This window comes from Acinetobacter sp. 802_lipA (genome assembly GCF_058242885.1).
In genome coordinates, this window is sequence record NZ_JBZAYP010000001.1 from 2,651,988 (window position 1) to 2,676,168 (window position 24,181).

The following is a 24,181-nucleotide window of genomic DNA, read 5'->3' on the forward strand; positions in this document are numbered from 1 at the left end:
AGGGAGAATAAAATGTATAAAATTCTAGCTGGGTTCGGGTCAATCGTACGTTCACTGTGGATGGTTTTCTCACACGTGACACGTAAACGTGACACCATTCTTTACCCAGAAGTGCCAGCCGAACAAATTGTTCCACCACGTTTCCGTGGTCGTATCGTGTTAACACGTGACCCAGATGGTGAAGAACGTTGTGTTGCGTGTAACTTATGTGCAGTTGCATGTCCTGTTGGCTGTATTTCACTACAAAAAGCAGAAAAAGAAGATGGTCGTTGGTATCCGGAGTTTTTCCGTATCAACTTCTCACGCTGTATTTTCTGCGGTATGTGTGAAGAAGCATGTCCGACGACTGCAATTCAAATGACTCCAGATTTCGAGTTGGGTGAATACGTTCGTCAAGACTTGGTGTATGAGAAAGAAAACTTACTCATTTCAGGTCCTGGTAAATACCCAGACTACAACTTCTACCGTGTAACAGGTATGGCTGTAACTGGAAAAGACAAAGGTCAAGCGCAGCGTGAAAGCGCACCAGTTGATGTACGGAGCTTATTACCATGATGTGGCCATTTTATTTGATGGCACTTGTGGCCATCGTTTCTACGATTCGTGTTGTGACCAACGCGAATCCTGTACACGCTTTATTAAGCTTGATCGTGTCACTTCTTGCAGTTGCAGGCATGTTTATGATCGTGGGTGCGCCATTTGCTGGCGCGCTTGAGATCATCGTCTATGCAGGCGCGATCATGGTGTTATTCGTATTCGTAGTGATGATGTTAAACCTTGGTCAACACACCGTTGAACAAGAGCGTAAATGGTTAACATCGTCTGCTTGGGCATATCCAGCACTCATGAGCTTCTTAATGGGCTTGGTGTTGGTGTGGATGCTCGGCTCTGACTACACAGCGGCTGGCCCTGTTATGGGTACCGAAGTTGTGGGTCCAAAAGTCGTTGGCCAAGCACTCTTTACTCACTATTTATTATTGGTTGAAGTTGCTGCCATGTTATTGCTTGCTGCGTTGGTTGCAGCATTCCATCTTGGCAAACGTGAACCAGGTGCAGAAGAGGACAAACAATAATGGGCAACATCCCTTTAGAACATGGTTTGATTGTTGCAACCATTCTTTTTGCACTGGGTTTTTACGGTGTGATGGTGCGACGCAATCTATTATTTATGTTAATGAGCCTTGAAATCATGATGAACGCAGCTGCGCTTGCGTTTGTTTTGGCTGGTAGTGCATGGGTACAACCAGACGGACAAATCATGTTTATTCTGATCTTAACGCTTGCTGCGGCAGAGGCTTGTATTGGTCTTGCGATCGTCCTTCAGTTCTACCATCGCTTCCATCATTTGGATGTGGATGCTGCTAGTGAGATGCGCGGATGAGTTTTTTATATTTAACAGTATTATTCCCGCTCATTGGTTTTGTCCTTTTAGCGGCAGGTCGTAACAAGCTTCCTGAAAATGTCGCTGCCATTATTGGTGTGGGGGCAGTTGGCCTTTCTGCATTGGTTGCTTTGATCGCTGGTCTAGACTTTGTTAATAATGGCAAAGTGACTTATGTTCAACATCTTTGGACATGGTTCAATGTAGGTAACCTAAGCCCAGGCATTAGCTTACATCTTGACGGTTTATCACTGCTCATGATGGGTATGGTGACAGGTGTGGGTTTCCTTATTCACATCTTTGCATCATGGTACATGCGTGGTGAAGAAGACTTCGCGCGTTTCTTCTCTTATTTCAACCTGTTCGTTGCCAGCATGTTGCTGCTCGTATTGGGCGATAACTTAGCGTTATTGTTCTTAGGTTGGGAAGGCGTAGGTCTATGCTCTTACTTGCTGATTGGTTACTACTACCAAAACCCTGCAAATGGTTTTGCAGCAATTAAAGCATTCACCGTAACACGTGTCGGTGACGTTTTCTTACTGATCGCTTTGTTCTTAATTTACCAACAGTTCGGTACTTTAAACATTGCAGAAGTGGTTGCAGCTGCACCAACAGTGATGACACAAAGTTCATCTTTAACTATTTGGACAGCACTGATGTTGTTCTTGGGTGCTGCAGGTAAATCTGCACAGATCCCATTACAAACATGGTTGGCCGATGCGATGGCAGGTCCTACACCTGTATCTGCATTGATCCACGCTGCAACGATGGTAACTGCAGGTGTTTACCTGTGCTGCCGTATGTACACCGTGTTTGAAATGGCGCCTGAAGTGATGATGTTTATCTCAATCACAGGTGCGGTAACGTTGTTAGTGGCTGGTTTTGCTGCATTGGTTCAAACCGACATCAAACGTATTTTGGCTTACTCAACGATGAGTCAGCTGGGTTATATGTTTATGGCTGTGGGTGCTGAAGCTTATCAAGCAGGCTTATTCCACATGCTGACTCACGCATTCTTCAAGGCATTATTGTTCTTGTCTTCGGGTGCAGTGATTTTGGCTTACCACCACGAACAAAACATCTTCAAGATGGGCGGTTTGTTCTACAAGAACAAATTCCTATTTGCTTGTTTCGCCATTGGTGGCGGTGCATTGGCCGCGATTCCATTCATTACCGTGGGCTTCTTCTCGAAAGATGCAATCTTGGGTGCAGTTTGGGTGCAAGGCGAATCAATCGCAGTGTATAACTCATTGTACTGGGTGGGTGTAGCAGGTGCTTTCTTAACGTCGATTTACACATTCCGTCTCATTTGGGTTGTGTTCTTTGGTAAAGAAAATACACCGTATCATGCGATCAAAGGCATTACCTTCTGGGGTCCTTTGGCGATTCTTGCTGTACTTTCAACTTTCGTCGGTGCGGCACTTAAAGCACCAGTGGAAAGCATTTTAAATGCAGCAAAAATTCCAGCATTTGTGATTCCTGAAGCTTTAGAACATGGTATGCACAGCGCAGAATATACCGCTGTGGGTATTGCATTGGTTGGTTTAGTGATTGGTGTGGTCTTGTTTGCGTTTGCTTATAGCGCAGTGAAAGGCTTTGCTAAAACGTCATTGGGTGCAGGTCTTGCAAACATTTGCCGTAATGCACTGGGCTTCGATGCGCTTTATGACATCGTTTTTGTGAAACCATATTTGCTTATTGCGAAGATTTTAGGTCGTGATCCAATTGATCGTTTGTGGTTAGTCTTGCCTGCACTTGTAAAAGGCGGTCATAGCTTCACAAGTTCACGTCAAACGGGTTCATTGCGTGATTACGCATCAAGCATGGCATTAGGTATCTTTGTATTACTAATGGTCTTGATCGTCACTCAGATCGTGGGGAAATAAGATGGAAATCACAAACAACTGGATTCTACCCGCGCTGATCTTAGTTCCGTTCATTGCAGGTTTTATTTGTTGGTTAGTCGACAAACTCGACGACAAACTGCCGCGTTATATCGCGTTAGTGGGTATGCTCATTACTTTGGGCTTAACATTTGCGCTGTGGCAAACAGGTACATTTAACTACGAACTTGGCGCGAAAGTGCCATCGTGGTCTGCTGAATTCATGTTGCCATGGATTCAAACTTTAGGCATTAACATCCATTTAGCGGTGGATGGCCTATCTCTATTAATGGTGGGCTTAACGGCACTTTTAGGTGTGTTGGCTGTCGGCTGTTCTTGGGGTGAAATTCAAAAGAATGTTGGTTTCTTCCACTTAAACCTTTTATGGTCTTTGGGTGGTGTGATCGGTGTATTCTTAGCGATTGACATGTTCTTGTTCTTCTTCTTCTGGGAGATGATGCTTGTACCTATCTACTTCTTGATTGCGCTTTGGGGTCATAAAGGGGCGGAAGGTAAATCACGTGTTTACGCTGCAACCAAATTCTTTATCTATACGCAAGTTGCTGGTCTTATTATGTTGATCGGTATCCTAGGCCTCGTGGTTTACGGTTACATGATGACAGGTATGATCGGTTTCGATTACAACTATTTACTAGCTGTAGCCAATACTTTAGACAAAGAATTACCCGCTGTTGCTTTTGCATTCATGCTGTGTTTATTCGTCGGTTTTGCGGTAAAACTTCCAGTTTTCCCATTACATGGCTGGCTACCAGATGCGCATGCGCAAGCACCTACAGCAGGTTCGGTTGACCTTGCAGGTATCTTAATTAAGACCGCTGCATATGGTTTACTGCGTTTTGTGATTCCATTCTTCCCAGCGGCTTCTGCACAGTTTGCAGACATCGCGATCATTTTCGGTTTAATCGGTATCTTCTACGGTGCTTGGTGTGCTTTCCAGCAAACCGATATGAAACGTTTACTTGCGTATACGTCGATTTCACACATGGGCTTTGTTTTACTTGCGATTTACGCAGGTAACATCTTAACCTTCCAAGGTTTGATGATCATGATGTTGGCACATGGCCTATCATCTGCTGCATTGTTCATTATGTGTGGTCAAGTGTACGAGCGTGTTCATACACGTGATATGCGTTTGATGGGTGGTATGCGTGGTCAGTTCCCATATCTTGCATTCTTCCTCATGTTCTTCGTGGCGGCGCTTGTAGGTATTCCAGGTCTAGGTAACTTCATTGGTGAGTTCCTGATCTTGATGGGTTCTTATGCAAAATTCCCAGTGTTTACTATTCTTGCAGCTGTAAGCTTAGTATTTGCAGGTCTTTATGGCTTGATTCTGATCCACAAAGCATTGTTTGGTACGCCAAATGAAGAACAACAACAGCATTACAAGAACCCATTGAAAGACTTAAATGCGCGTGAAGTAGTGATCTTGTTAATCTGTGCTTTCGGTCTGTTATGGCTTGGTTTGTACCCACAAAGCTTCCTTGATATTTCAAATTCAAGCATGGCGTGGTTAGCGAACAGCTACATTCCTGTACAAGAAGTAGTTGACGTTGCGAGTCAAGCAACTGTTCAACTCGAAAATGTGGAGATGCAATAAGTCATGAACTTCACAATGTCATTTTCTGAGCTTATGCCTTTAGCTCCTGTGATGATCGTTGCTTTAACAACGATTGTCGTGATGATTCTTACTGCAATTAAGCGTAACCATAACTTAATTGCGACAGCATCAGTTGTGGGCTTAAACCTTGCGGCAGCATATGTACTATTCACAATGTTCGGTGGTGCTTTCAAACCTGCGAACGTGATGGGTATGTTCATGGTGGATGCGTTCACCTTGCTGTACCAAGTAATTATTCTAATTGCTGCTTTGGCATGCTGTACTCTGTCGCATGCCTATATCGAAAGCTATAAAGATAACCGTGAAGAGTTGTATATCTTAATGTTGTCATCAGTGACTGGTGCAATGTTAATGGTGGCAAGCTCTCACTATGCATCGTTCTTCATTAGCCTTGAGTTAATGTCGATTCCTGTATATGGCTTATTGGCATATACACACCAACGCTCTAAGTCTTTAGAAGCGGGTGTGAAGTACTTGGTGCTTTCAGCAACAGCTTCGGCAATGTTGTTGATGGGTATGGCTTATATTTACGCGTACACAGGTTCAATGTCGTTCTATGACAATGTTCAAGCGTTAATGCAAAATATCCAACAGCCAATGGTACTTTTAGGTTTAGGCCTGATTGTTTTTGCTGTGGCATTCAAACTGTCTTTAGCGCCATTCCACAAATGGACACCAGACGTTTATGCAGGTGCACCAACTCCGATCGCAACATTCCTTGCTACAGCTGCAAAAGTAGCGACGATTGGTTTGTTTGTACGTTACATCCTAACATCAGGTGCGATTCTTGTTGACTCAATCGTGACGATCTTAACCGTGATTGCGGTGTTATCGATCTTGGTGGGTAACTTCCTTGCAGTGAAACAAGTGAACTTGAAACGTATCTTGGCATACTCTTCAATTGCACACTTTGGTTACTTGTTGATTGGTTTAATCAGCATGACGTATGCAAGCCTTGGTAACGTATCGGTCTATGTGATCACTTATGTGTTAACCACGATTGGTGCGTTCGGTGCTGTTGCATTGATGTCTAGCCCATACAACAACGTAGACGAAGCAGAAAGTTTAGCGGACTACCGCGGTCTATTCTGGCGTCGTCCAGTGTTGACTGCCGTATTAACCGTGATGATGCTATCGCTTGCGGGTATTCCATTGACAGCGGGCTTCATTGGTAAGTTCCTTGTAGTCATGGCTGCGGTAACGACTCAGCACTGGTTCCTTGCTGCGATGATCATCGTTGGTTCTGGTATTGGTCTGTACTACTACCTCCGTGTGATGGTTGTTATGTACATGACACCACCAGATGCACCTCGTGTAGATGCTGTGGATCATTGGGGCCAAAAAGTGGGTGGTATTATGGTGCTTTTAGCTGCGGCAGCAGTGCTTGTGATTGGTATCTATCCAGATCCAATTATCAAGTTAGCACTTCAGTCAGAGATTCTATCTCCAATCCACTTTATGCTTTCTCAACAGCACTAATTTTTAAAAACGTTTCGTTTTAACAAAAAAGCCTCCATCAATTGGGGGCTTTTTTGTTTTTATCGCACGATAAAAAGCTTTATAATGTAAGGAATTTTATTTTACCTTTTAGGTGCTCTCCCGTGGCTATCCATGAAATTCGTCATCCACTGATTCGTCATAAGCTTGGTCTTCTTCGTCGTGCAGATATCAGCACTAAAAACTTCCGTGAGCTGGCTCAAGAAGTGACCATGCTGTTGACCTATGAAGCGACCAAAGATTTACCTGTTTGCGACCATGAAATTGATGGTTGGAATGGTAAAGTAACGGTAGATCGCATTGTGGGTAAAAAAATCACGGTTGTGCCAATTTTACGTGCGGGTATTGGCATGTTAGATGGTTTCTTAAACCTGATTCCAAGTGCAAAAGTGTCTGTACTGGGTTTAGAGCGTGATGAAGAAACGCTTGAAGCACGTACTTATTACAAAAAATTAGTTCCAGATGTACAAAACCGTTTAGCGATGATCATCGACCCAATGCTTGCAACGGGTTCTTCATTGGTTGCTGCGATTGATGTATTGAAAGCAAGTGGCTGTAAAGACATTCGTGTGATGGTGTTGGTTGCGGCGCCTGAAGGCATTAAACGTGTTTTGGATGCGCATCCAGATGTCACTATTTTCACGGCTTCAATTGACCAAGGCTTAAATGCCAATGGTTATATCGTGCCGGGTCTAGGCGATGCGGGCGACAAAATCTTTGGTTCAGTTCAAAAAGATTAAGATTAAGCCCCAGCAAAAAGAGGCTTTTATAGCCTCTTTTTTATATACTACAACAAAGCGTGTACATATTAGGATCTGTTTATGAAGGCCGAGCAATATCAAGGAAAAGTTAAACAATATAACGCTGACAAAGGTTTTGGCTTTATTTCCTCACCTGAAGGCGACGTATTTTTTCATATCTCGGATTTTCCTGCAGACTCAGGTGAGCCGAAACGTAATGAACGCGTGAAGTTTAATGTGGTTGAAAATGGCGATCGCTATAAAGCGATTAAAATTGAGCGTGTTGAAGACAACTCTGCCAAAGCCAAGAAATCGAAAGTCTCAAGTCATAATAAATCGATCACCACAGATTTATTGTCTAATTTTCGACGCTAAGTTAGCGTTGATTCAGAGTTCAATCGTGCAAAGATTAATCTTTGTATTTTGAAGCAAAGAGGCTTTTTAGCCTCTTTTTTATTGATTACAATACGAAAAATACAGTTGAATAGAGCAGATTATGTTTCTGAAAGGGAAAATCAAAAGCTTTAGTACCCCACGTGGTTTTGGTTTCATTGAGGTGGAAGGGGATATTGATGATGTATTTTTTCATATCAAAGATTTGCCACAGAACAACATTGAACCCAAGATTGGTGAAGTGCTTCAGTTTATGATTGTAGAAGACCAAGGCAAGTTTAAGGCTGGCAATATCCAGCGGCTCGGTCTGTCCTCAGAAAGCAAAGCCACGACATCATCAAATAAGAAAAAAGCACGTACCCAAGCCTCACCACGTTACCATGTGGCAGGGCATAAAAGTACTATCATCACCGTGATTGGCATCATTATCGTCGCGGTATTGGGCTTTTTGACCTATGGGAAATATCAAAGTTATAGTGCAGAAAAGCAGCGTAAAGCTGAGCAGTTGATGCTCGAGCAGCAACAGATTGTAGAAGAACAGCGTAAAGCTTTAGGAAAGTTGCCCGATCAAATCCTTTCTGAGCAAGGGAAGCGTAATTTAGATGCAGGTCTACACCAGACCAATCAACCCCGTTCTGAACGTGTGACTGAAAGTATTGATAAACAAAATGGTCGTTTACCTGTCAGTACAGGGCAGTTTAAATGCGATGGGCGAACCCATTGCTCTCAAATGCGTTCTTATGAAGAAGCGCTATACTTCTTAAGGAACTGTCCAAATACCCAAATGGATGGGAACAATGATGGTGAACCTTGTGAGCGCCAATTTGGGAAATAAAAAAAGCACCCTCGGGTGCTTTTTGCTTACTTATTTTTCGCAGAATTTCATAAAGGCTTTGAGTCCTGGGCCTTGGTACTTCTGACGATGCACCAACATGAACAGTGGACGCGTTAGAGACCAGAACGGCGTATCAAGTACCACCAATTGGCCTTTTTCGCGCAAAGGTTCAGTTGCCAGCTTTGAAATACAGGACATCCCTAAACCACCCGCCACGATTTTTAAAATCGCTTCATTATGACCCAAGGTCAGACGGATATTGGCATCAGGCAAGTCTTTTAAAATAGCATTATCAAACACTTCACGTGTACCTGAACCTTCTTCACGCAAGATCCACTCGACCGATTTAAAGTCTTCAGGCGTTAATGTGCGATTTAACTGCGCCAAAGGATGGTCTGGTGCACAGCAGACGGCCAATTCATCGTCCCGCCAGTGAATACATTGCAGTTGTGGCAAGTGACAAGAGCCTTCAATCAAGGCCAAATCCAGTTGGAACTGATTCACCGCCTCAATCATTTGACGGGTGTTACCAACTTGCAGCTGTAAATGGGCTTGAGGCTGAATTTTTAAGAAGTCAGCCATCAGGTCAGGCATGAGGTAGTCACTGATGGTCAGGGTTGCACCCAAACGTAAATCAATGCTTTGTAACTCACCTTTAGCGGCTTGTTCGAAAGCATCACAGCGACCCAAAATTTCTAAAGCTTGTGGCAGTAGGAAACGACCCAAATCATTGAGTTGAAGACGTTTACCTAGACGGTCAAACAGTGGTGCCCCCAAACCGTCTTCTAGATCTGCTAAAGCCATACTCGCAGCACTCTGGGTGAGTCGAACCGCATCACTGGCTTTGGTTACTGTGCCTTCTTGAGCAACTGCTACAAAAACCGCCAACTGGCGTAAAGTCATGCGCATGAATATAGCCTTAACATTTAAAAAATATTAACAAATTATGTGGTCATGCTAACATGAGCAACGTCTTTGATGCCACGCTGAAATCATGTCAATTGAAAAATTTAGCCTAGAAAAGGTTTTATCCGTACACCGTTGGACCAATACACTTTTTAGCTTCACCATGACGCGACCTGCACATTTTAAGTTTACCGCAGGACAATTTGCCCGTATTGGCATCAAAGTGGGTGATGAATTGGTGGTTCGAGCGTATTCGGTGGTGTCTTCTCCCTTTGATGAAACTTTAGAGTTTTTCTCGATTGTGGTGCCTGAAGGTGCGTTTACCTCAAATTTACAGCACTTAAAAGTCGATGATGAGATCTACCTTGAAAAGATCCCGTACGGTTTTTTGACTTTGGCGCGTTATCAGTTGCCATTACCAAAAGACTTATGGCTACTTGGTACAGGGACAGGGCTGGCACCTTTTATTTCGATGTTGCAAGACTTTGAGACGTGGTCGAAGTACGAGAGCATTACGCTGGTTTATAGCGTACGTACAGCCTCTGAATTGGCCTATGCAACACGTATTCAAGAAATTGCAGAGACTTTTGGTGAAGGGCATACAGGCTTTAAATTTGTGCCGATTATTACCCGTGATCCACATGCACCACTGCATGACCGTTTACCCGTACTGATTGAAAATGGTGAGCTTGAAAAAGCAGTCGGTTTGAGTCTGAACCCTGAAACCAGCCATGTGATGCTGTGTGGTAACCCGCAAATGGTCGAAGACACCAAAGAGGCATTAAAAGCACGTGGCCTGACCATGAACCGCCGTGGTGAAGGAAATATTGCGGTCGAAAACTATTGGTAAAGCTATTTCGCTAAATAAAATGCTCATCGAATGATGGGCTTTTTTTATTTAACATTTGAATCACTCAGATTTTTAGCTTGGCTTAAAGAGAGAGATTACTGCTTGTACGCTCAGATCGCGCTATAATTTTTCTTTTGTACTGGGTTGGATGGGTTATGTCTTCAGCGTTAAAAACGACGGCTCAGCCAGAGGCGGGGCTTAGTCCGCAGCAGAAAAAATTAAATCGTTTGATTGAGCGTATTGAACAGCAAAAACAAGAACTGGCAGCATGGCAAAATGGCCAAGCCGACATTCAAAATTATACGCGCAGTAAGCTTTTACCTGTGTATAGCGAGTTACATGCGGTTTTATTTGCGCAGTTGGATAGCTTGTGGAATCACTTAGCCAGCGATGGCTTTAGCAAAGTTGATCTGGCGCAGATTGACACCAAAATAGCCGCTTTAGCCAAGATGCTAAAAAAATCACAAATGCTAACTTCAGCGCAGAAAGAGCAAGTAGAGAAAATTGATACTTTCTATATGCAGCATGCAGAGCATATACGCGCGAAGAAAGCCAAAGCAAACTCAATACAAATTCATGAGGATGCTGAAACGGTAGAACAAAACGTGGATCTGGACTGGGAAAATTATGAACATAATTCTGCCCAGTATGAAGCAGAACGAGAACGTGCCAAGCTGTTAAAACAACAAGAAAAGCGTGAGCAAGCCGCCAAAATGACAGGGCAGTCGTTGAAAACCGTATATTTAAAAATTACTGCGATGATTCATCCTGACCGTGAGCCTGATGAAGCGAAGAAGTTGAAGAAGACCGAACTTTTGCAGAAGGTCAATGAAGCTTATGCAGCGCAGGATTTATTTTATTTATTGAAGCTTCAGTTACAGCTAGAGACCAATAAAGGCCTAAGCTCAAAAGCTTTAAGCTCGGAGCAAGTGAAGTTTTATCAGTTGGCTTTGGAAGCGCAGAGTCAGAGTTTACAAGGTCAATTAGATGAGATCTTTGCGTCTTTTCACTTGAGTAGTCATATCAATACCAAACAGCTCAAAATGAGTGATGTGTATAAGGTCATAGATCAGGATGCTACCGAGTTAAAACAGCAGTTGAAGTGGGAAAAGGAACGTTTAAAGCATATGAAAAAGGTGAGTGGGATGAAGATCTTGATGGAGCATGGGGTTCTATGAGATAAGATTTTACTTTTTAAACAAATAGTCGTAGGCATGCTTTCTGTTAAAATATTGAGTCAAATCGCATTTGTATTGAAATAAAGTCATGAGCATTTTAGATTTAAGTTTGTATCAAGAAACTGAAAATTTATCCCCACAACAAAAAAAGTTTAATCGTCAGATTCAAAAAATTGAGAAATTACAACTCTCTTTGGTTGAGTGGCAACAAGCACAACAAAAAGTACAGGAGGATGCAAGTTTTGAACTCTTGCCATTATATGCCCAATGGCACCAAGTTTTATTTAGTCAACTAGAGGTACTTTGGCAATATAAACAATCGCATAAATTTGCTAAAACCCATTTAGAGCGTTTAGATAAAAAAATCTCAATTTTAGTGAGTCAACTTTTAAATAATCCCAATCTGTCTGAAGAACAACATAAATTGACCATCGTCATTGCTCAATTTTACAAAATTTTAGAAGACCATGATCATTTGCCTACATCACAAGTAGATGATACAGAGGATGATTTTCATTCAGAGCATGATGTTGATGAAATGATGCAAAAACAAGTGATGAAAGAAATTCTTGCAGATCAATTGGGTGTGTCTGAGGACTGGATTGACTTTGATTTTGATCTCGAAAATCTTGAAGAGTTTATGCAAAAAGTAAAAGAAAAATTTGATCGAGAGGAAGCTGATTTCATTCAAAATCAACTTAATGATCATGAACGTGAGGCATATCAAAAGTTTGCAGAAAAAGAAAAAAAGAAAATTTTAAAGAAGCAAATGCAACTTGAAGATGCAAAAAAAATGGCAGGGCAGTCATTAAAAAGCATTTATTTAAAAATTGCCTCTGTGATCCATCCTGACCGCGAAAGAGATGAGCAAAAACGTATAGAGAAAACTGAGCTTTTGCAGCAAGCAAATACTGCACTTGAAGAAAAAGATTTACTTACGCTGTTAAAGTTACGTGCTTATACAGAACAAGGTGATCAAAAACAAGCAGTTAAAATCGCAAATGAACATTTGAAATCTTATAATCTATTGCTAGAAGATCAAATTGAACAATTGCAAATTGAGTTAGATCACATTATTTACTCATTTGATTGGGAAAGCTCTGGTTTTTATAAACAGACTTTTAAACCTGCTGATTTGGCTAAGAAGTACCAATATGATTTGACAGAAATTCGAAGAAAGCTATTGCAAGATGAACAGTGTTTAAATAGTTATAAGGATTTTGATTGTTTAAAAAACTTACTTAAAAATAGAGCATTCGGCTGGTCATTTAATTTTTAAAGTGGGTTGAGCCTGTAAATAATTTTGTGTAATTGATTTTCATCAATTAAAGGTGATTGCTTAGGGGCGGTCAACAAATTCAATAATAACGCGGCTCATGGCTAAACGCCATGAGCTGCACAGCAGCGCAAGATAAGCGTATTTCACTTTTTAGACGCTGCATCACAATTGCTAGATAAATCACGTTACGCACAGCATCTCCGTTGGAAAGACTTTACGCTTTTGATCGATTAGCGTATTTTCCATCTTTAATGACTTGATTGCTTTGGTGGCGTAGATGGCTTTGCATATCTCTGATAAATAAGCAAAAAAAGTAAAAGCTGAGCATGTGTATATGAAAAAGCTGAGTGGGGTGGAGATGTTGTTGGAACATGGGGTACTTTGATTTTCCCTCACCTCCTTGCGGACAGTATGTGATTGCACCGTATATTGTGGATTTTTACTGTCATGAAATTGGCTTGATCATTGAGTTGGATGGCAGTCAGCATGGAACTAATGATCTCATGGCATATGATGTTGAACGAACCAAGTTTTTTTAGAGGCTTTGGGCTTAACTGCCGTGCGGTACTGGAATTCTGATGTGTTGGGGCTTGACGGATAGAGTTTTGGAGGATTTGTGGCAGATATGTTCTAGATTAAAACTATTTAATTTAATAACTAAGGTTTAATAATATAAAATAGATTTATTGATATAATTAATTGATTAGACCTCTTGCGAAAGTATAGTTTTATCTATTTTTTGAATTGGCTAAAACCTCATAAAATATAGCTTTCGGCTACTTAAAATTTGACTAACGCAAGAAGTCTATTGTTAATGTCTTATTAGGGGAAAAAATGTCTTATTATAATTTAGCTACTAATCAAGTTTTACTTAGAAGCTACGAAGAATTAGCATTGCTTCATAAAAGAAAAAATGCACCAACGGAATCAAAAGAAGAGTTAGCAAAAACATTTGGAATGAGCGTGGATACATTCTTTCGTGATTCTAGAAGAATTGATAATTATGTATATAATTTCCCATTGTTATCTTTAAATGCTGCAATAATTGAAGGCATTCTTAGATTTATTTTGTCACAGAATTTAAGAGCTGTGATTAATAAACATGTAGAAGAGAACTCTAAGAAAGGTCAAGATACTAAAAGTCCTTATGAAAATATTTTAGATAACTTTTTAATTCGTGTTGAAAATGATGGCGGGATTGAGAATGTATTTAAGGGCAGAGTAAAACTTGAAGTGCGACATAAACCACCTAATTAATTTAAAGGGTTTATGGAGTATATAAAATTGTCATACCATCATCTTAACTTTGAAGATCGTACTGCATTAATGCTTGAGTCAAGAAAAGAAGGCTTTTCAGCCAGAAAATTTGCTGAACTCATTAAAAGACATCCTAGTACGATCTATCGTGAGCTTAAAAGAAATAGCATCAATGACGTTTATCAAGCTCAATATGCTTCTGATAACACCTTCGCTAGACGTAGACGTGGTCACAGAAAACTCAAAATCGATTCAATCCTCTGGAAATTTATTGTTGAAGCGATCCGTTGTTTATGGTCTCCTCAGCAAATAGCAAAGCGTTTAAAGACATTTCCTGATTTGGATCAAACAATGAATGTAAGCCATACAACGATTTATTCAACGATACGAGCATTACCAAAGGGTGAGTTGAAAAAAGACTTATTATCCTGTCTGCGTCATGAAAATAAAAAGCGAAAAGCTAACGGTGAACCTAAAAAAGATTCTATATTACAGGATATTAAAACTATTCATGAGCGCCCAGCCGAAGTTCAAGAAAGAAAAATACCGGGTCATTGGGAAGCTGATTTAATTAAAGGTAAAGACAATAAAAGTTCGATAGCAACACTTATTGAACGAAATACACGGCTCTGTATCTTGGCAACATTACCTGATGCAAAGGCAGAATCAGTGCGCAAGGCTTTAACTGAAGCTCTGAAATATTTACCTGCAGAACTGCGTAAAACGTTGACCTATGACCGTGGACGCGAGATGGCAGAACATAAAATACTTGAAGAAGATTTAGGCATAGATGTATATTTCTGTGACCCACATTCACCCTGGCAAAAAGGCACATGCGAAAATATGAATGGTTTAATTAGGCAATATTTACCTAAAGGGATTGATTTAAATCAGGCAGATCAGCATTATTTAAATCAAGTTGCCATGTCACTGAATACTCGTCCTAGAAAAGCGTTAGATTGGCTTACACCATTAGAGAAATTTGCTCAGCTTGTTGATTATCATAAGACTTTTCAAACTGTCGCACCTCATGTTTGAATTCGCCAAGTATTACTTTAGTTACCTAAAATTTCATTTCGATACTGAAATTGATAAAGCACTATTTAAGAAAATAAAAATATTATTCCGCTTAAGAAATATTTTAGCTCACGGTACTACATTGGTAGAGACGAATCCTGATTTCATTGATGAAAATAATTTAGCATTTTTCAAACAACAAGAAATGCTGAAAGATGCAAAAAAACTTTTAGACGAACTATATGGTGAAAATGATTTATTAAAAAATATATCTCATTACGAAGTACCAGAATATTTTATGGGAGTCACCCAAGAATTTTTACAAGAATTTAAAAATAAATTTGGCAGCAAACATAACTTATCTGATGATGATAGTCTTTTTTTGGATAAGATAATTGGATACTCTTGGGGATATAGATTAGTTTGATTCTAAAAATAAAGGGCTGAATAATCAGCCCTTTATACACAAATTAGATCAAACTAACAACACATTAAAGCGCCGAAATTTGCTCCATATTCGCTTTAATCTTCGCTAACTGATCAGCAAACTCAGCAAGTTTGACTTTCTCACCTTCAACAACAGCAGCAGGGGCTTTCGCCACAAAACCTTCGTTAGAAAGTTTAGTTGCAATTTGGTCATGCTGTTTTTGCACCTTGTCTAAGTCTTTTTGTAGACGACCCAATTCTGCTTTCGGGTCAATTAAACCCTTCATTGGAACGAATACAGACACATGACCGACTACGCTTGAAGAAGACAATGGTGGTTGTTCACCATTCGCCAAGAAGGTGATGCTCTCAACTTTCGCCAATGCCTTAAACAAGGGTTCAATACGAGAAATTTGTGCTTTTTCTGCTTCAGTCGTGTTCTGTAAAAGTACAGGTAATAAACGTGCATTACCTAGACCCATTTCACCACGAATATTACGCACTGCACCAATCAAACCTTGCAGCCATTGCATATCTGCTTCAGCCTGTTCGTTTACACGCTCAGGGTTGGCAACAGGGTATTGCGCCAACATAACGGTTTCAGCAGAAATACCAAGTTTCGGTGCAAGTGTTTGCCAAATTTCTTCAGTCAAATACGGCATGATTGGGTGTGCAAGACGTAAAGACGCTTCCATCACCGCAAGAAGTACACGACGAACTTCAGCTTTACGCTCAACCGATACGTTTTCATCGTTCAGAACAGGTTTTGTCAGTTCGACATACCAGTCACAGTATTCATTCCAAATGAACTCGTAAATCGCTTGTGCAGCCAAGTCTAAACGATAAGTTGCAAAGGCTTGTTGTACCGCAGCTTCGGCTTTTTGCAGACGGCTCACGATCCACTGTTCAGGTAATTCCCACAGGTCTTGACGAACTTCAGTACCAATCACTTGTTCTTCACAGTTCATCATCACGAAACGGGTAGCGTTCCAGATTTTGTTGGCAAAGTTACGGTAACCTTCAACACGCTTCATATCGAACTTAATGTCACGACCTGTGTTCGCAAGTGCACAGAAAGTGAAGCGAACCGCATCCGTACCATAGGCTTGAATGCCTTCTGGGAACTCTTTACGGGTTGATTTTTCAATCTTCGCCGCTTGTTTCGGGTTCATCAGACCTGTAGTACGTTTTTGTACCAAAGTCTCAAGGTCTACACCGTCAATCAAGTCAAGTGGGTCAAGTACGTTGCCCTTCGACTTCGACATTTTTTGACCTTCGCCATCACGGACTAAACCGTGTACATAGACCGTTTTAAACGGAACTTGTGGCGTACCATCTTCATTTTTCATGAAGTGCATCGTAAACATAATCATACGAGCAACCCAGAAGAAGATGATGTCAAAACCAGTCACCAATACATCCGTTGGGTGGAAGGTATTGAGGAAATAGTTTTCCGCATCTTTCTTGGCATCGCCAGTCCAACCTAAAGTTGAGAATGTCCACAGCGCAGAAGAGAACCATGTATCAAGTACGTCTTCGTCTTGGCTAAGCGCAACATCAGCAGGGATGTTGTTTTTGGCACGTACTTCAGCTTCGTCACGACCCACATAGATGTTGCCTTCAGCATCGTACCAAGCGGGAATACGGTGACCCCACCACAATTGACGAGAGATACACCAGTCTTGGATGTTGTTCATCCACGCCATGTACATGTTGCTGTACTGTTCAGGCACGAACTTGATACGACCATCTTGAACCGCTTCAATGGCAGGTTGTGCCAATGGCGCAATTTTTACATACCATTGATCCGTCAATAATGGTTCAACGATTACACCTGAACGGTCACCGCGAGGTGGTTTCAAGGTGTAGGGTTGAATTTGATCTAACCAACCTTCTGCTTCAGCTTGTTCAACCAGTTTTTTACGTGCTTCAAAACGCTCTAAACCAATATAGTCCGCAGGGGCAGGGATGGTTTTAGAAATTTGCTCACCCGCTTTCGCGATGTATTCAAACTCTGCCAACACTTCTGCATTTTTATTGAAGATATTGATGATAGGTAGTTCACAACGCTTACCGACTTCATAGTCGTTAAAGTCATGCGCAGGCGTGATTTTTACACAGCCTGTACCGAATTCTTTATCTACATATTCATCTTTAACGATTGGAACAGCACGACCTGTAATTGGCAGAATAATGTTCTGACCAACAAGGTGCGTATAGCGTTCATCATCCAGTGCCACAGCAACCGCAGTATCACCGAGCAATGTTTCAGGACGAGTGGTTGCGACAACAATGTGGTCTTTACCATCATGGGTACGGAGGTTTTTATCTTCAAAGAAATATTTGAAGTGCCACAGTGAACCTGCTTCTTCTTTATCTGACTCAACTTCAAGGTCAGAAAGCGCAGTTTGCAGTTTAGGATCCCAGTTAACCAGACGTTTACCACGGTAAATTAAACCTTCTTCATGCAGTTTCACGAACACTTCTTTTACTGCATTAGATAAACCATCATCCATGGTGAAGCGTTCACGTGACCAATCTACTGAGGAACCTAAACGACGGATTTGACGGGTAATGTTGCCACCAGATTGTTCTTTCCATTCCCAGACTTTTTCGATGAATTTTTCACGACCAAGGTCATGGCGGCTGACACCTTGAGCACCCAACTGACGCTCAACCACCATTTGCGTTGCAATACCCGCATGGTCTGTACCCGGTTGCCATAAGGTATTTTTACCTGACATACGGTTGTAGCGTGTTAAGGCATCCATAATGGCATTGTTAAAACCATGACCCATGTGCAAGCTACCGGTGACGTTTGGTGGCGGAATCATGATACAAAATGACTCACCTTTTTCAGAGGGCTTGAAATAGCCACGCTCTTCCCAAGTTTGGTACCATTTTTTCTCGATCTCGGTCGGATCGTAAGTTGTAGCGATATTTTGCGCTGAATCAGTCATAGTTCAAACAGTTCAAAAGTAGATAAAAAATTGCATCTATTGTAGCAAAGAAATCGCAAATGGGGGCATGTAAAGCAAATGCGTTGATCTAGCAATTGCGACATGATGCAGAGCACTTTATGATGTGTCTAAACCTAGAGTGCGCTTTGTTCGCAGTAAAAATCAAAAAAAGGGGGGATCACTATGACTTATCAAATATCATTAAAATTAAAACCTGAAACTCACCAACGTTTTGCACACATTCATCAACAGCTTAATGCCGGTGAAAGCCAAAGCCTTGCCAAACCTTTGGGTGAGGTTTTAGCGGATATTTCATGTGAAGTGATTGATCAAGTCTTTGGCGATCTTGCACGCTTGTCTACCTCAGGCGATGGGGAGTCTGAGAAAGTTATTCAGCACATTGTGGACACTATGCGTAAGTACATGCCGTGGTCCGTGTCTTTTTTTTCAAATGACCGTCTAATTCCAATGGTGAATTATCTAGAGCAAAGGATGTATGACACCGAGAGCACACATTTTTTAAGCTATCCAGTCGAAAAAACCTTAGTTACCGAACTTTTGGGTTGTGCTGAACAGATGGAAAAGGGCAATAACAGCTATGTTACTCCAGCTTTGAAAGTGTTTACGCAAATTGTCGATCAAGGGGTGACCAGTCTGGTTCGCGAACCCAAAAAAATGCTTAAATTTAATCTGGTGGTCGATAAAACACTAAATGGGGTGATTAACTTGACGACCCAGTTGGGCTATAAACGTTTTGATAAGTTAGGGCGTATCTATGATGCGCAGATGATGAGTCAATATTTTGATCATTTCCTGACTTTTTTAAATGATCAATCTGCAAATAAAACTTCGGTATGAGGCAATAAGGACATGGCACAGTTAAACAGTTTAGACGCTAAAGTGGTATGGATCACGGGGGCATCTTCAGGGTTAGGTGAAGCACTAGCCAAAGAATGTGCTTTACAGGGTGCTGAGGTGATACTCACGGCAAGACGTTTTGACGAACTCGAAAAAGTCCGTGTCGGACTGCTCAATCCAGATCAACACATTTCCATTTGTGCCGACATTACCGACGCAGCTCAAGTCCGTCATGCCTATGAGCAAGTGCTACAGAAAAAAGGTCGAATTGATTGGTTGATTAATAATGCGGGTTTAAGCCAGCGTGCCTTGATTGCTGACACCAGCATGCAGACTGAACGTGCGATTATGGAAGTGGATTATTTCTCACAAGTGTTTTTAACCAAAACCGTTCTACCGACTTTTTTAGCGCAAAAATCTGGCCGTATTGCTTTTGTTTCGAGTGTTGCGGGGTTGTTGGGGACGCAGTACCGTGCCAGCTATTCAGCAGCCAAGGCTGCCATTCATATGTGGGCAAATAGCCTGCGTGCCGAAGTGGCCAATGAGGGCGTAGATGTATCGGTGATTTTCCCGGGCTTTGTTAAAACCAATGTCTCGTTTAATGCTTTAAATGGCGAAGGTAAACCACAGGGTCATCAAGACGAAGCGATTGAAAATGGTTTAGAACCCGATATTTTTGCGCAAACGGTGGTGAGTGCATTGCTCAAAGGTGAAGAATACATCGTAGTCGGTGGACGTAAGGAGAAAATGGGGGTTCTGGTGTCTCGTTTATCGCCTACCACATTGTATAAAATGATTCGTAAGATGAAAGTGAAGTAAATTGAAAAAGGCAGGAGGAAAGTCACTTTCACCTGCCTTTTGGGATCAAGTTGTTCCTATACCCCCCATGTTTTGATAGGGGAACAGCACTGTACTACTTACTGATTTTATTTAAATAGTTTAAGAACATTCCGCATTTTTCCCACGCACTTGCCAAGACATACAACGCACACCACCGCTCATATGACAGACATTAGCAGACTGTACTGGAACAACAGTACGTTTGGTTATGCTACGAATTTGCTGTAACGCGACAGCATCTTCTTTAATCCCAAATTGCGGGAAGTAAATCCGTTCAGGAGTGACCAGCATGTTGGTGTATAAACCACATGCAGAACCAAATTTTTCATCGTAGATTTCGCTGCCATCATAAGGGGTGATGATTTCACGAATTTTAACATTGGGAATGCCGCGCTTTAAATCGGCTTTAAGTTGCTTGGCATAGTCGGGATCTTCAGAGTAAGAGTTAATCACCAAGGTGTTTTGGCCGACAAAGCTGACCACGCCATCGGCATGTTCCAAGCCCCCTTGTTCATCGGCTTCAATGAACGCAATCTGCTTTGCACCCGTCAGCGCCATGAGCTTCTTACGGGCTTCGCTTTCGGTGAGCTTGTTATCCGCTAGGAATTTGGTGCTGAGGACGACATTACCATAACCATCTTCAACCCAGTTTCCGCCATCATTCAATAGTTTGCTTTGCGAAAACTGTAAGCCAGCCTTTTGGCTGTAGTACTTAAATTCGTCTTGCACTTCATCTGAAATGGCCTGACCTTTTTTAGCGCCACCTTGTCCTGCCGCCGTGTAGCGGAACATGACGGGTTGAGCAGGATTGGCGCTGGTGAAGTCGCGCATCCAAATGTCATGCATCGGTGCGATTGCCACATGCTTTGTGCCCAAGGCTTTGACATAGTCGGGGTAGAGGCCTTTGTCTGTCAGAACAACGACATTGTCTCCGTTTTTAATAATTTTTTTTGCATAATCGACGTGAAAATCAAAAATATCATCAATCATTTTTGCATAGTACGCATCATTACTTTGAGGCGATGCCAGTACAATTAATTCAGCTTTGGCTACAAGTGGAATCATGCTGAGTACAGCCATACTTATTTTCAGTGCTAAAGATTTCATTATCTGTGACCTCTTTGTAGTGTAGGTGAAGTCCATTTTTATTATGTTCAGTGTAGAGAATTATGCTCTAGTGAGTAATCACCAACCGAATGTACGATAGAAGGTGAGCGAGCATGAGCTATTTTGAACGCTCATGCTATTTGAGTTTAGTGAATGGATAATTGGTCAATAGTGACTGTTTGAGGACTTTGAATGGCAGTCCCATAAGCAAAGACTTCAACCATACCGCCTTGCATGCCCATTTCTGTGGTCGCCAGTCGCATACAAGCAATATGCGTTGCGCCGTGCTTTTCCGCTTCAAGTTTGAGTCGGACGATGGCTTCACGACGGGCACGATCGATGACACTTTCATAGCTGGTGAGTCTACCCCCAAAAAAGTTTTGCACGGTCGCCAACACATATTTGAAATAATCATGAGAAATCACAACATTGCTACTGATCAGGTGCCCAGGCTGCTCGAAGCTTACTTTGCGTAAATTACCCACGGTAATGTAAGCAAGACGCTTCTCATTCTGTTCAAGCTGCGCCAAATGTTTACGTTCATTGTAGCGACCAAAGCCAAAACCGACGCTAAAGAGCACCGCAAAGATCAGCAGTTGGAAAACTAAACTTTCCATTGCTTAGGCCTGTGTTGGAAATGGATCGGGGAGATGGTTGTCTAACGGTGTGACACGGACTGCAGTGCCATAAACAAATAACTCAGATGCACCTTGGGCAATATTTGAGGTTGAAAAACGAATACCTACAATGGCATTGGCCCCTAAGTCTTGTGCTTTTGCAATCATACGATTCATGGCTTCTTGGCGGGATTCTTCTAAAAGCTCGGTATAGGCAGTGAGCTCACCACCGACAATATTTTTTAACCCTGCCAAAAAGTCGCGCCCGACATGTTTACTCCGAACCGTACTGCCATAGACTACATCCAGTTGTTGGGAAATGCGATGTCCAGGAACAGACTCAAGGTTACTTAAAAGGTAAGCGTCCGCTGAACCCCATGTCTATTTTTTAATTTGAGTTGGATTTCCAGCGGTGTGGTAGCAATTCTTCTATTTGGGTCACTTTATGGGTCGGCAATCTTTTCAGCACATCACTTAAATAGGCATACGGATCCAGCCCATTCAGCTTTGCTGACTGGATTAAAGTCATGATGTTTGCCGCTCGCTGACCACTACGCAGCGAACCTGCAAATAACCAGTTCTTACGTCCCAACGCCCAAGGCCGCACCTGGTTGTCGGGTAGTCAGACGCAGTTACCTACGTCCAACCCCCTAAGAACCGTGCATGCGAGTTTCCCAGCACACGGCTCAAGCCTCTGCTAAGGCGCCATTCGGCACCCGGTTATACATCGTTGACATTGGCAAACTGAACACTCCTCGGACAATACAGATGGTAAATCTCAAGATTAGCAACTGCATCCGTTCCACCATGACTTAGCTTCACAATATGACGGCTGTGCCATGGTGTATCTTTGGTGACTGGTTTAAGACAGGCGCAGCAGCGACCACCTTGTTTTAGCCACACCCGATACAGCTTGGCTCGCCCCTTTGCGGAGACCAGCATTCTTTTACCCCATCGGGATTCGAAGTACTCATCCCATGCGGGGTCATGAGGGTTAGCAGCAGCCTTGATCTTGATATGTCGCACAATTGGCGTGTCCGAGGCAGACACTAATGTGTATTGTCGCTTCCGACCATCGGCGGACTGTTCATCACATGAGAACACCCATCGACGCGCTCCTTGTACTTTGAAATACCGATCTTTGACCCATCGGAGTGTCTTGCGAGGGTGGCGACGTACAGCCCATCGCCAGAGCATTTCCCACACTGCGTTGTCTACCTGGTTGAAAACCTTCTTGGCAACGACATGACTATGATAGTTGGCCCAACCCCTTAGAATCGGGTTGAGCAAACCGATCAAAGTGGCCTGTCGTGTCGCTTTGTTTGCATTGATTAATGCTCGCAGCTTGTCAAGATGAGCGCTGATGTTTGCCTTTGACGGCTTGATCAGTAGCTTGCCGTTGTACTTACGTACGTTCCAGCCAAGAAAATCGAACCCGTTCCCTATGTGCGTGATTTTGGTCTTTTCCTGAGAGAGCACGAGACCGCGCTGCGCCAGAAATTCAACCACGGCAGGACGAACTTCATTTTCGAGCCACTCTTTAGAATACCCCGTGATGATGAAATCATCCGCATACCGTACCAGTTGCAGCTTTTTGCCTGTCCATTTGGCGTTAGAGAACCTCTTCGCCAGCATCGTTTCCAGTCCGTCCAAGGTCATGTTGGCCAGCACCGGGGAGATAATACCTCCTTGCGGTGTTCCGGAAAGACTGGGAAACAGCTTGCTTTGGTAGACGTAACCGGCTTTGAGCCATTTCCGTAGAATCACCTTGTCCATTGGGAGGTTGGCGATCATCCAGTCATGGCTGATATTGTCGAAACAGCCTTGAATGTCACCCTCTAGCACCCACTCCGCACTTACTTTTCTTGACAGCACACCAAAGCACTGTGCTGCAGCATCCGCGGTTGAGCGTTGCGGTCTGAACCCATAAGAGTTCCGATCAGCGATGGTCTCCGCGATGGGTTCCAAAGCCAGCAGATGGAGCGCCTGCATGGCCCGGCATTTCATCGTGGGTATCCCGAGAGGTCTCATCTTGCCATTTTTCTTCGGAATAAGGACTCTCCGAAGCGGAAGGGGCGTGTAACCTCGCCTCTTCAACGACATCATCGCACCGGTCTTGGCCTTGGGTGTATTCCAAGTCACCTTGTCGACCCCAGCCGTGTTTTTGCCTTTGTTTTCAGACACTCGTTTGACGGCCAATGCTTTGCCACTAAACGAGTGAGTCAGCAGCCATTGCAAAGCTTTCGCCTTGTTATGCCTGCCGTCTTGTACCGCCTTCACAATACGCGCTTGCAGCCCTCTGACATGACGCTGTACAGCAATCCAATCGATGCTGTCCCACGATGTGCTGGAAGGTGCACACGCTGATACTGCTGCATTCATTTGCTCTCCCTCCATTAAAAGGGTTCTACACACTCTCTTGTGATGAGAGACCATAAGGACGTCAGCCCGCTTTCGCGTGGGGTAATGTTTCAACCTCTATCCAACCCATTACAGACTGGCATTCGCTTTTTCCTCG

General features: G+C 42.6%; 21 protein-coding genes and 4 pseudogenes. 18 read left to right on the top strand and 7 right to left on the bottom strand.

Features of this window, described 5'->3' with window-relative positions:
- Positions 1-12 precede the first annotated feature (12 nt).
- From nuoI to AC4CU3_RS13145, 9 genes are all read left to right on the top strand, one after another.
- A complete protein-coding gene (gene nuoI / locus AC4CU3_RS13105; protein WP_004651038.1) occupies positions 13-555 on the top strand; it encodes an NADH-quinone oxidoreductase subunit NuoI in 543 nt (180 codons plus the stop codon).
- A complete protein-coding gene (gene nuoJ, locus AC4CU3_RS13110; RefSeq protein WP_171056751.1) occupies positions 555-1,073 on the top strand; it encodes an NADH-quinone oxidoreductase subunit J in 519 nt (172 codons plus the stop codon). The genes nuoI and nuoJ overlap by 1 nt, the downstream gene beginning before the upstream one ends.
- Positions 1,073-1,381, top strand: coding sequence for an NADH-quinone oxidoreductase subunit NuoK (gene nuoK / locus AC4CU3_RS13115; RefSeq protein WP_004695395.1), 309 nt, complete (start codon positions 1,073-1,075; stop codon positions 1,379-1,381). Before nuoJ ends, nuoK begins: the two co-directional genes overlap by 1 nt.
- On the top strand, positions 1,378-3,267 hold the full coding sequence (gene nuoL, locus AC4CU3_RS13120) for an NADH-quinone oxidoreductase subunit L (RefSeq protein ID WP_094148762.1): 1,890 nt from the start codon (positions 1,378-1,380) through the stop codon (positions 3,265-3,267). The genes nuoK and nuoL overlap by 4 nt, the downstream gene beginning before the upstream one ends.
- Before the next feature lie 7 nt (positions 3,268-3,274).
- Entirely contained in the window at positions 3,275-4,882 is a 1,608-nt protein-coding gene (nuoM, locus tag AC4CU3_RS13125) for an NADH-quinone oxidoreductase subunit M (protein ID WP_279043465.1), read from the top strand.
- A 3-nt stretch (positions 4,883-4,885) separates the two neighbouring features.
- A complete protein-coding gene (gene nuoN / locus AC4CU3_RS13130) occupies positions 4,886-6,382 on the top strand; it encodes an NADH-quinone oxidoreductase subunit NuoN (RefSeq protein ID WP_005400347.1) in 1,497 nt (498 codons plus the stop codon).
- A gap of 122 nt (positions 6,383-6,504) precedes the next feature.
- Positions 6,505-7,140 (top strand): uracil phosphoribosyltransferase, encoded by a 636-nt coding sequence (gene upp, locus AC4CU3_RS13135; protein ID WP_058870138.1) that lies wholly within the window; start codon positions 6,505-6,507, stop codon positions 7,138-7,140.
- An 81-nt stretch (positions 7,141-7,221) separates the two neighbouring features.
- On the top strand, positions 7,222-7,515 hold the full coding sequence (locus AC4CU3_RS13140; protein ID WP_005400349.1) for a cold shock domain-containing protein: 294 nt from the start codon (positions 7,222-7,224) through the stop codon (positions 7,513-7,515).
- 121 nt (positions 7,516-7,636) lie between these two features.
- Complete coding sequence (locus AC4CU3_RS13145) at positions 7,637-8,368, top strand: cold shock domain-containing protein (RefSeq protein WP_279043421.1); 732 nt, start codon at positions 7,637-7,639, stop codon at positions 8,366-8,368.
- A gap of 30 nt (positions 8,369-8,398) precedes the next feature.
- Here the strand turns inward: AC4CU3_RS13145 and gigC are convergent, their stop codons facing one another.
- Positions 8,399-9,277, bottom strand: a complete 879-nt coding sequence (gene gigC, locus AC4CU3_RS13150) for a LysR family transcriptional regulator GigC (RefSeq protein ID WP_125280038.1) — start codon at positions 9,275-9,277, stop codon at positions 8,399-8,401.
- A gap of 85 nt (positions 9,278-9,362) precedes the next feature.
- On the opposite strand from gigC, the gene AC4CU3_RS13155 reads away from it, so the two are divergent.
- From AC4CU3_RS13155 to AC4CU3_RS13185, 7 genes and pseudogenes are all read left to right on the top strand, one after another.
- Positions 9,363-10,124: a ferredoxin--NADP reductase gene (locus AC4CU3_RS13155; protein ID WP_078426492.1), complete on the top strand. Its 762-nt coding sequence runs from the start codon at positions 9,363-9,365 to the stop codon at positions 10,122-10,124.
- Between the two features lie 155 nt (positions 10,125-10,279).
- Positions 10,280-11,302 (top strand): coiled-coil domain-containing protein, encoded by a 1,023-nt coding sequence (locus AC4CU3_RS13160; protein WP_279043424.1) that lies wholly within the window; start codon positions 10,280-10,282, stop codon positions 11,300-11,302.
- An 88-nt stretch (positions 11,303-11,390) separates the two neighbouring features.
- A complete protein-coding gene (locus AC4CU3_RS13165) occupies positions 11,391-12,581 on the top strand; it encodes a hypothetical protein (protein WP_004695414.1) in 1,191 nt (396 codons plus the stop codon).
- A 407-nt stretch (positions 12,582-12,988) separates the two neighbouring features.
- Positions 12,989-13,249 (top strand): annotated as a pseudogene (locus AC4CU3_RS13170) (endonuclease domain-containing protein); the annotation flags it as partial.
- A 166-nt stretch (positions 13,250-13,415) separates the two neighbouring features.
- Positions 13,416-13,838, top strand: a complete 423-nt coding sequence (locus AC4CU3_RS13175; protein ID WP_490738285.1) for a hypothetical protein — start codon at positions 13,416-13,418, stop codon at positions 13,836-13,838.
- Between the two features lie 12 nt (positions 13,839-13,850).
- Positions 13,851-14,876, top strand: a complete 1,026-nt coding sequence (locus AC4CU3_RS13180; RefSeq protein WP_005100823.1) for an IS30-like element ISAba125 family transposase — start codon at positions 13,851-13,853, stop codon at positions 14,874-14,876.
- Complete coding sequence (locus AC4CU3_RS13185) at positions 14,869-15,282, top strand: hypothetical protein (protein WP_490738287.1); 414 nt, start codon at positions 14,869-14,871, stop codon at positions 15,280-15,282. Before AC4CU3_RS13180 ends, AC4CU3_RS13185 begins: the two co-directional genes overlap by 8 nt.
- A gap of 64 nt (positions 15,283-15,346) precedes the next feature.
- Here the strand turns inward: AC4CU3_RS13185 and AC4CU3_RS13190 are convergent, their stop codons facing one another.
- Complete coding sequence (locus tag AC4CU3_RS13190; RefSeq protein WP_279043427.1) at positions 15,347-18,241, bottom strand: valine--tRNA ligase; 2,895 nt, start codon at positions 18,239-18,241, stop codon at positions 15,347-15,349.
- 183 nt (positions 18,242-18,424) lie between these two features.
- On the opposite strand from AC4CU3_RS13190, the gene AC4CU3_RS13195 reads away from it, so the two are divergent.
- Positions 18,425-19,099 carry a hypothetical protein gene (locus AC4CU3_RS13195; RefSeq protein WP_279043429.1) on the top strand — a complete coding sequence of 225 codons (675 nt, stop codon included), beginning with the start codon at positions 18,425-18,427 and terminating at the stop codon, positions 19,097-19,099.
- A gap of 12 nt (positions 19,100-19,111) precedes the next feature.
- Entirely contained in the window at positions 19,112-19,918 is an 807-nt protein-coding gene (locus tag AC4CU3_RS13200; RefSeq protein ID WP_279043431.1) for an SDR family NAD(P)-dependent oxidoreductase, read from the top strand.
- A 94-nt stretch (positions 19,919-20,012) separates the two neighbouring features.
- Here AC4CU3_RS13200 and AC4CU3_RS13205 read toward each other — a convergent pair.
- From AC4CU3_RS13205 to ltrA, 5 genes and pseudogenes are all read right to left on the bottom strand, one after another.
- A pseudogene (locus AC4CU3_RS13205) lies at positions 20,013-21,046 on the bottom strand (agmatine deiminase family protein).
- A gap of 146 nt (positions 21,047-21,192) precedes the next feature.
- Positions 21,193-21,663 carry a YbjQ family protein gene (locus AC4CU3_RS13210; protein ID WP_125280033.1) on the bottom strand — a complete coding sequence of 157 codons (471 nt, stop codon included), beginning with the start codon at positions 21,661-21,663 and terminating at the stop codon, positions 21,193-21,195.
- Between the two features lie 3 nt (positions 21,664-21,666).
- A pseudogene (locus AC4CU3_RS13215) lies at positions 21,667-22,020 on the bottom strand (YbjQ family protein); the annotation flags it as partial.
- Between the two features lie 31 nt (positions 22,021-22,051).
- Positions 22,052-22,279, bottom strand: a pseudogene (locus AC4CU3_RS13220) (transposase domain-containing protein); the annotation flags it as partial.
- 104 nt (positions 22,280-22,383) lie between these two features.
- Positions 22,384-24,045 (bottom strand): group II intron reverse transcriptase/maturase, encoded by a 1,662-nt coding sequence (gene ltrA / locus AC4CU3_RS13225; protein ID WP_005167203.1) that lies wholly within the window; start codon positions 24,043-24,045, stop codon positions 22,384-22,386.
- Between the last annotated feature and the right edge of the window lie 136 nt (positions 24,046-24,181).

Coding starts and splice junctions, on each gene's coding strand:
- nuoI (WP_004651038.1), top strand. CDS start 13: ATGTATAAAATTCTAGCTGGGTTCGGGTCAATCGTACGTTCACTGTGG.
- nuoJ (WP_171056751.1), top strand. CDS start 555: ATGTGGCCATTTTATTTGATGGCACTTGTGGCCATCGTTTCTACGATT.
- nuoK (WP_004695395.1), top strand. CDS start 1,073: ATGGGCAACATCCCTTTAGAACATGGTTTGATTGTTGCAACCATTCTT.
- nuoL (WP_094148762.1), top strand. CDS start 1,378: ATGAGTTTTTTATATTTAACAGTATTATTCCCGCTCATTGGTTTTGTC.
- nuoN (WP_005400347.1), top strand. CDS start 4,886: ATGAACTTCACAATGTCATTTTCTGAGCTTATGCCTTTAGCTCCTGTG.
- AC4CU3_RS13140 (WP_005400349.1), top strand. CDS start 7,222: ATGAAGGCCGAGCAATATCAAGGAAAAGTTAAACAATATAACGCTGAC.
- AC4CU3_RS13145 (WP_279043421.1), top strand. CDS start 7,637: ATGTTTCTGAAAGGGAAAATCAAAAGCTTTAGTACCCCACGTGGTTTT.
- gigC (WP_125280038.1), bottom strand. CDS start 9,277: ATGCGCATGACTTTACGCCAGTTGGCGGTTTTTGTAGCAGTTGCTCAA.
- AC4CU3_RS13155 (WP_078426492.1), top strand. CDS start 9,363: ATGTCAATTGAAAAATTTAGCCTAGAAAAGGTTTTATCCGTACACCGT.
- AC4CU3_RS13160 (WP_279043424.1), top strand. CDS start 10,280: ATGTCTTCAGCGTTAAAAACGACGGCTCAGCCAGAGGCGGGGCTTAGT.
- AC4CU3_RS13165 (WP_004695414.1), top strand. CDS start 11,391: ATGAGCATTTTAGATTTAAGTTTGTATCAAGAAACTGAAAATTTATCC.
- AC4CU3_RS13175 (WP_490738285.1), top strand. CDS start 13,416: ATGTCTTATTATAATTTAGCTACTAATCAAGTTTTACTTAGAAGCTAC.
- AC4CU3_RS13180 (WP_005100823.1), top strand. CDS start 13,851: ATGGAGTATATAAAATTGTCATACCATCATCTTAACTTTGAAGATCGT.
- AC4CU3_RS13185 (WP_490738287.1), top strand. CDS start 14,869: ATGTTTGAATTCGCCAAGTATTACTTTAGTTACCTAAAATTTCATTTC.
- AC4CU3_RS13190 (WP_279043427.1), bottom strand. CDS start 18,241: ATGACTGATTCAGCGCAAAATATCGCTACAACTTACGATCCGACCGAG.
- AC4CU3_RS13195 (WP_279043429.1), top strand. CDS start 18,425: ATGACTTATCAAATATCATTAAAATTAAAACCTGAAACTCACCAACGT.
- AC4CU3_RS13200 (WP_279043431.1), top strand. CDS start 19,112: ATGGCACAGTTAAACAGTTTAGACGCTAAAGTGGTATGGATCACGGGG.
- AC4CU3_RS13210 (WP_125280033.1), bottom strand. CDS start 21,663: ATGGAAAGTTTAGTTTTCCAACTGCTGATCTTTGCGGTGCTCTTTAGC.
- ltrA (WP_005167203.1), bottom strand. CDS start 24,045: ATGAATGCAGCAGTATCAGCGTGTGCACCTTCCAGCACATCGTGGGAC.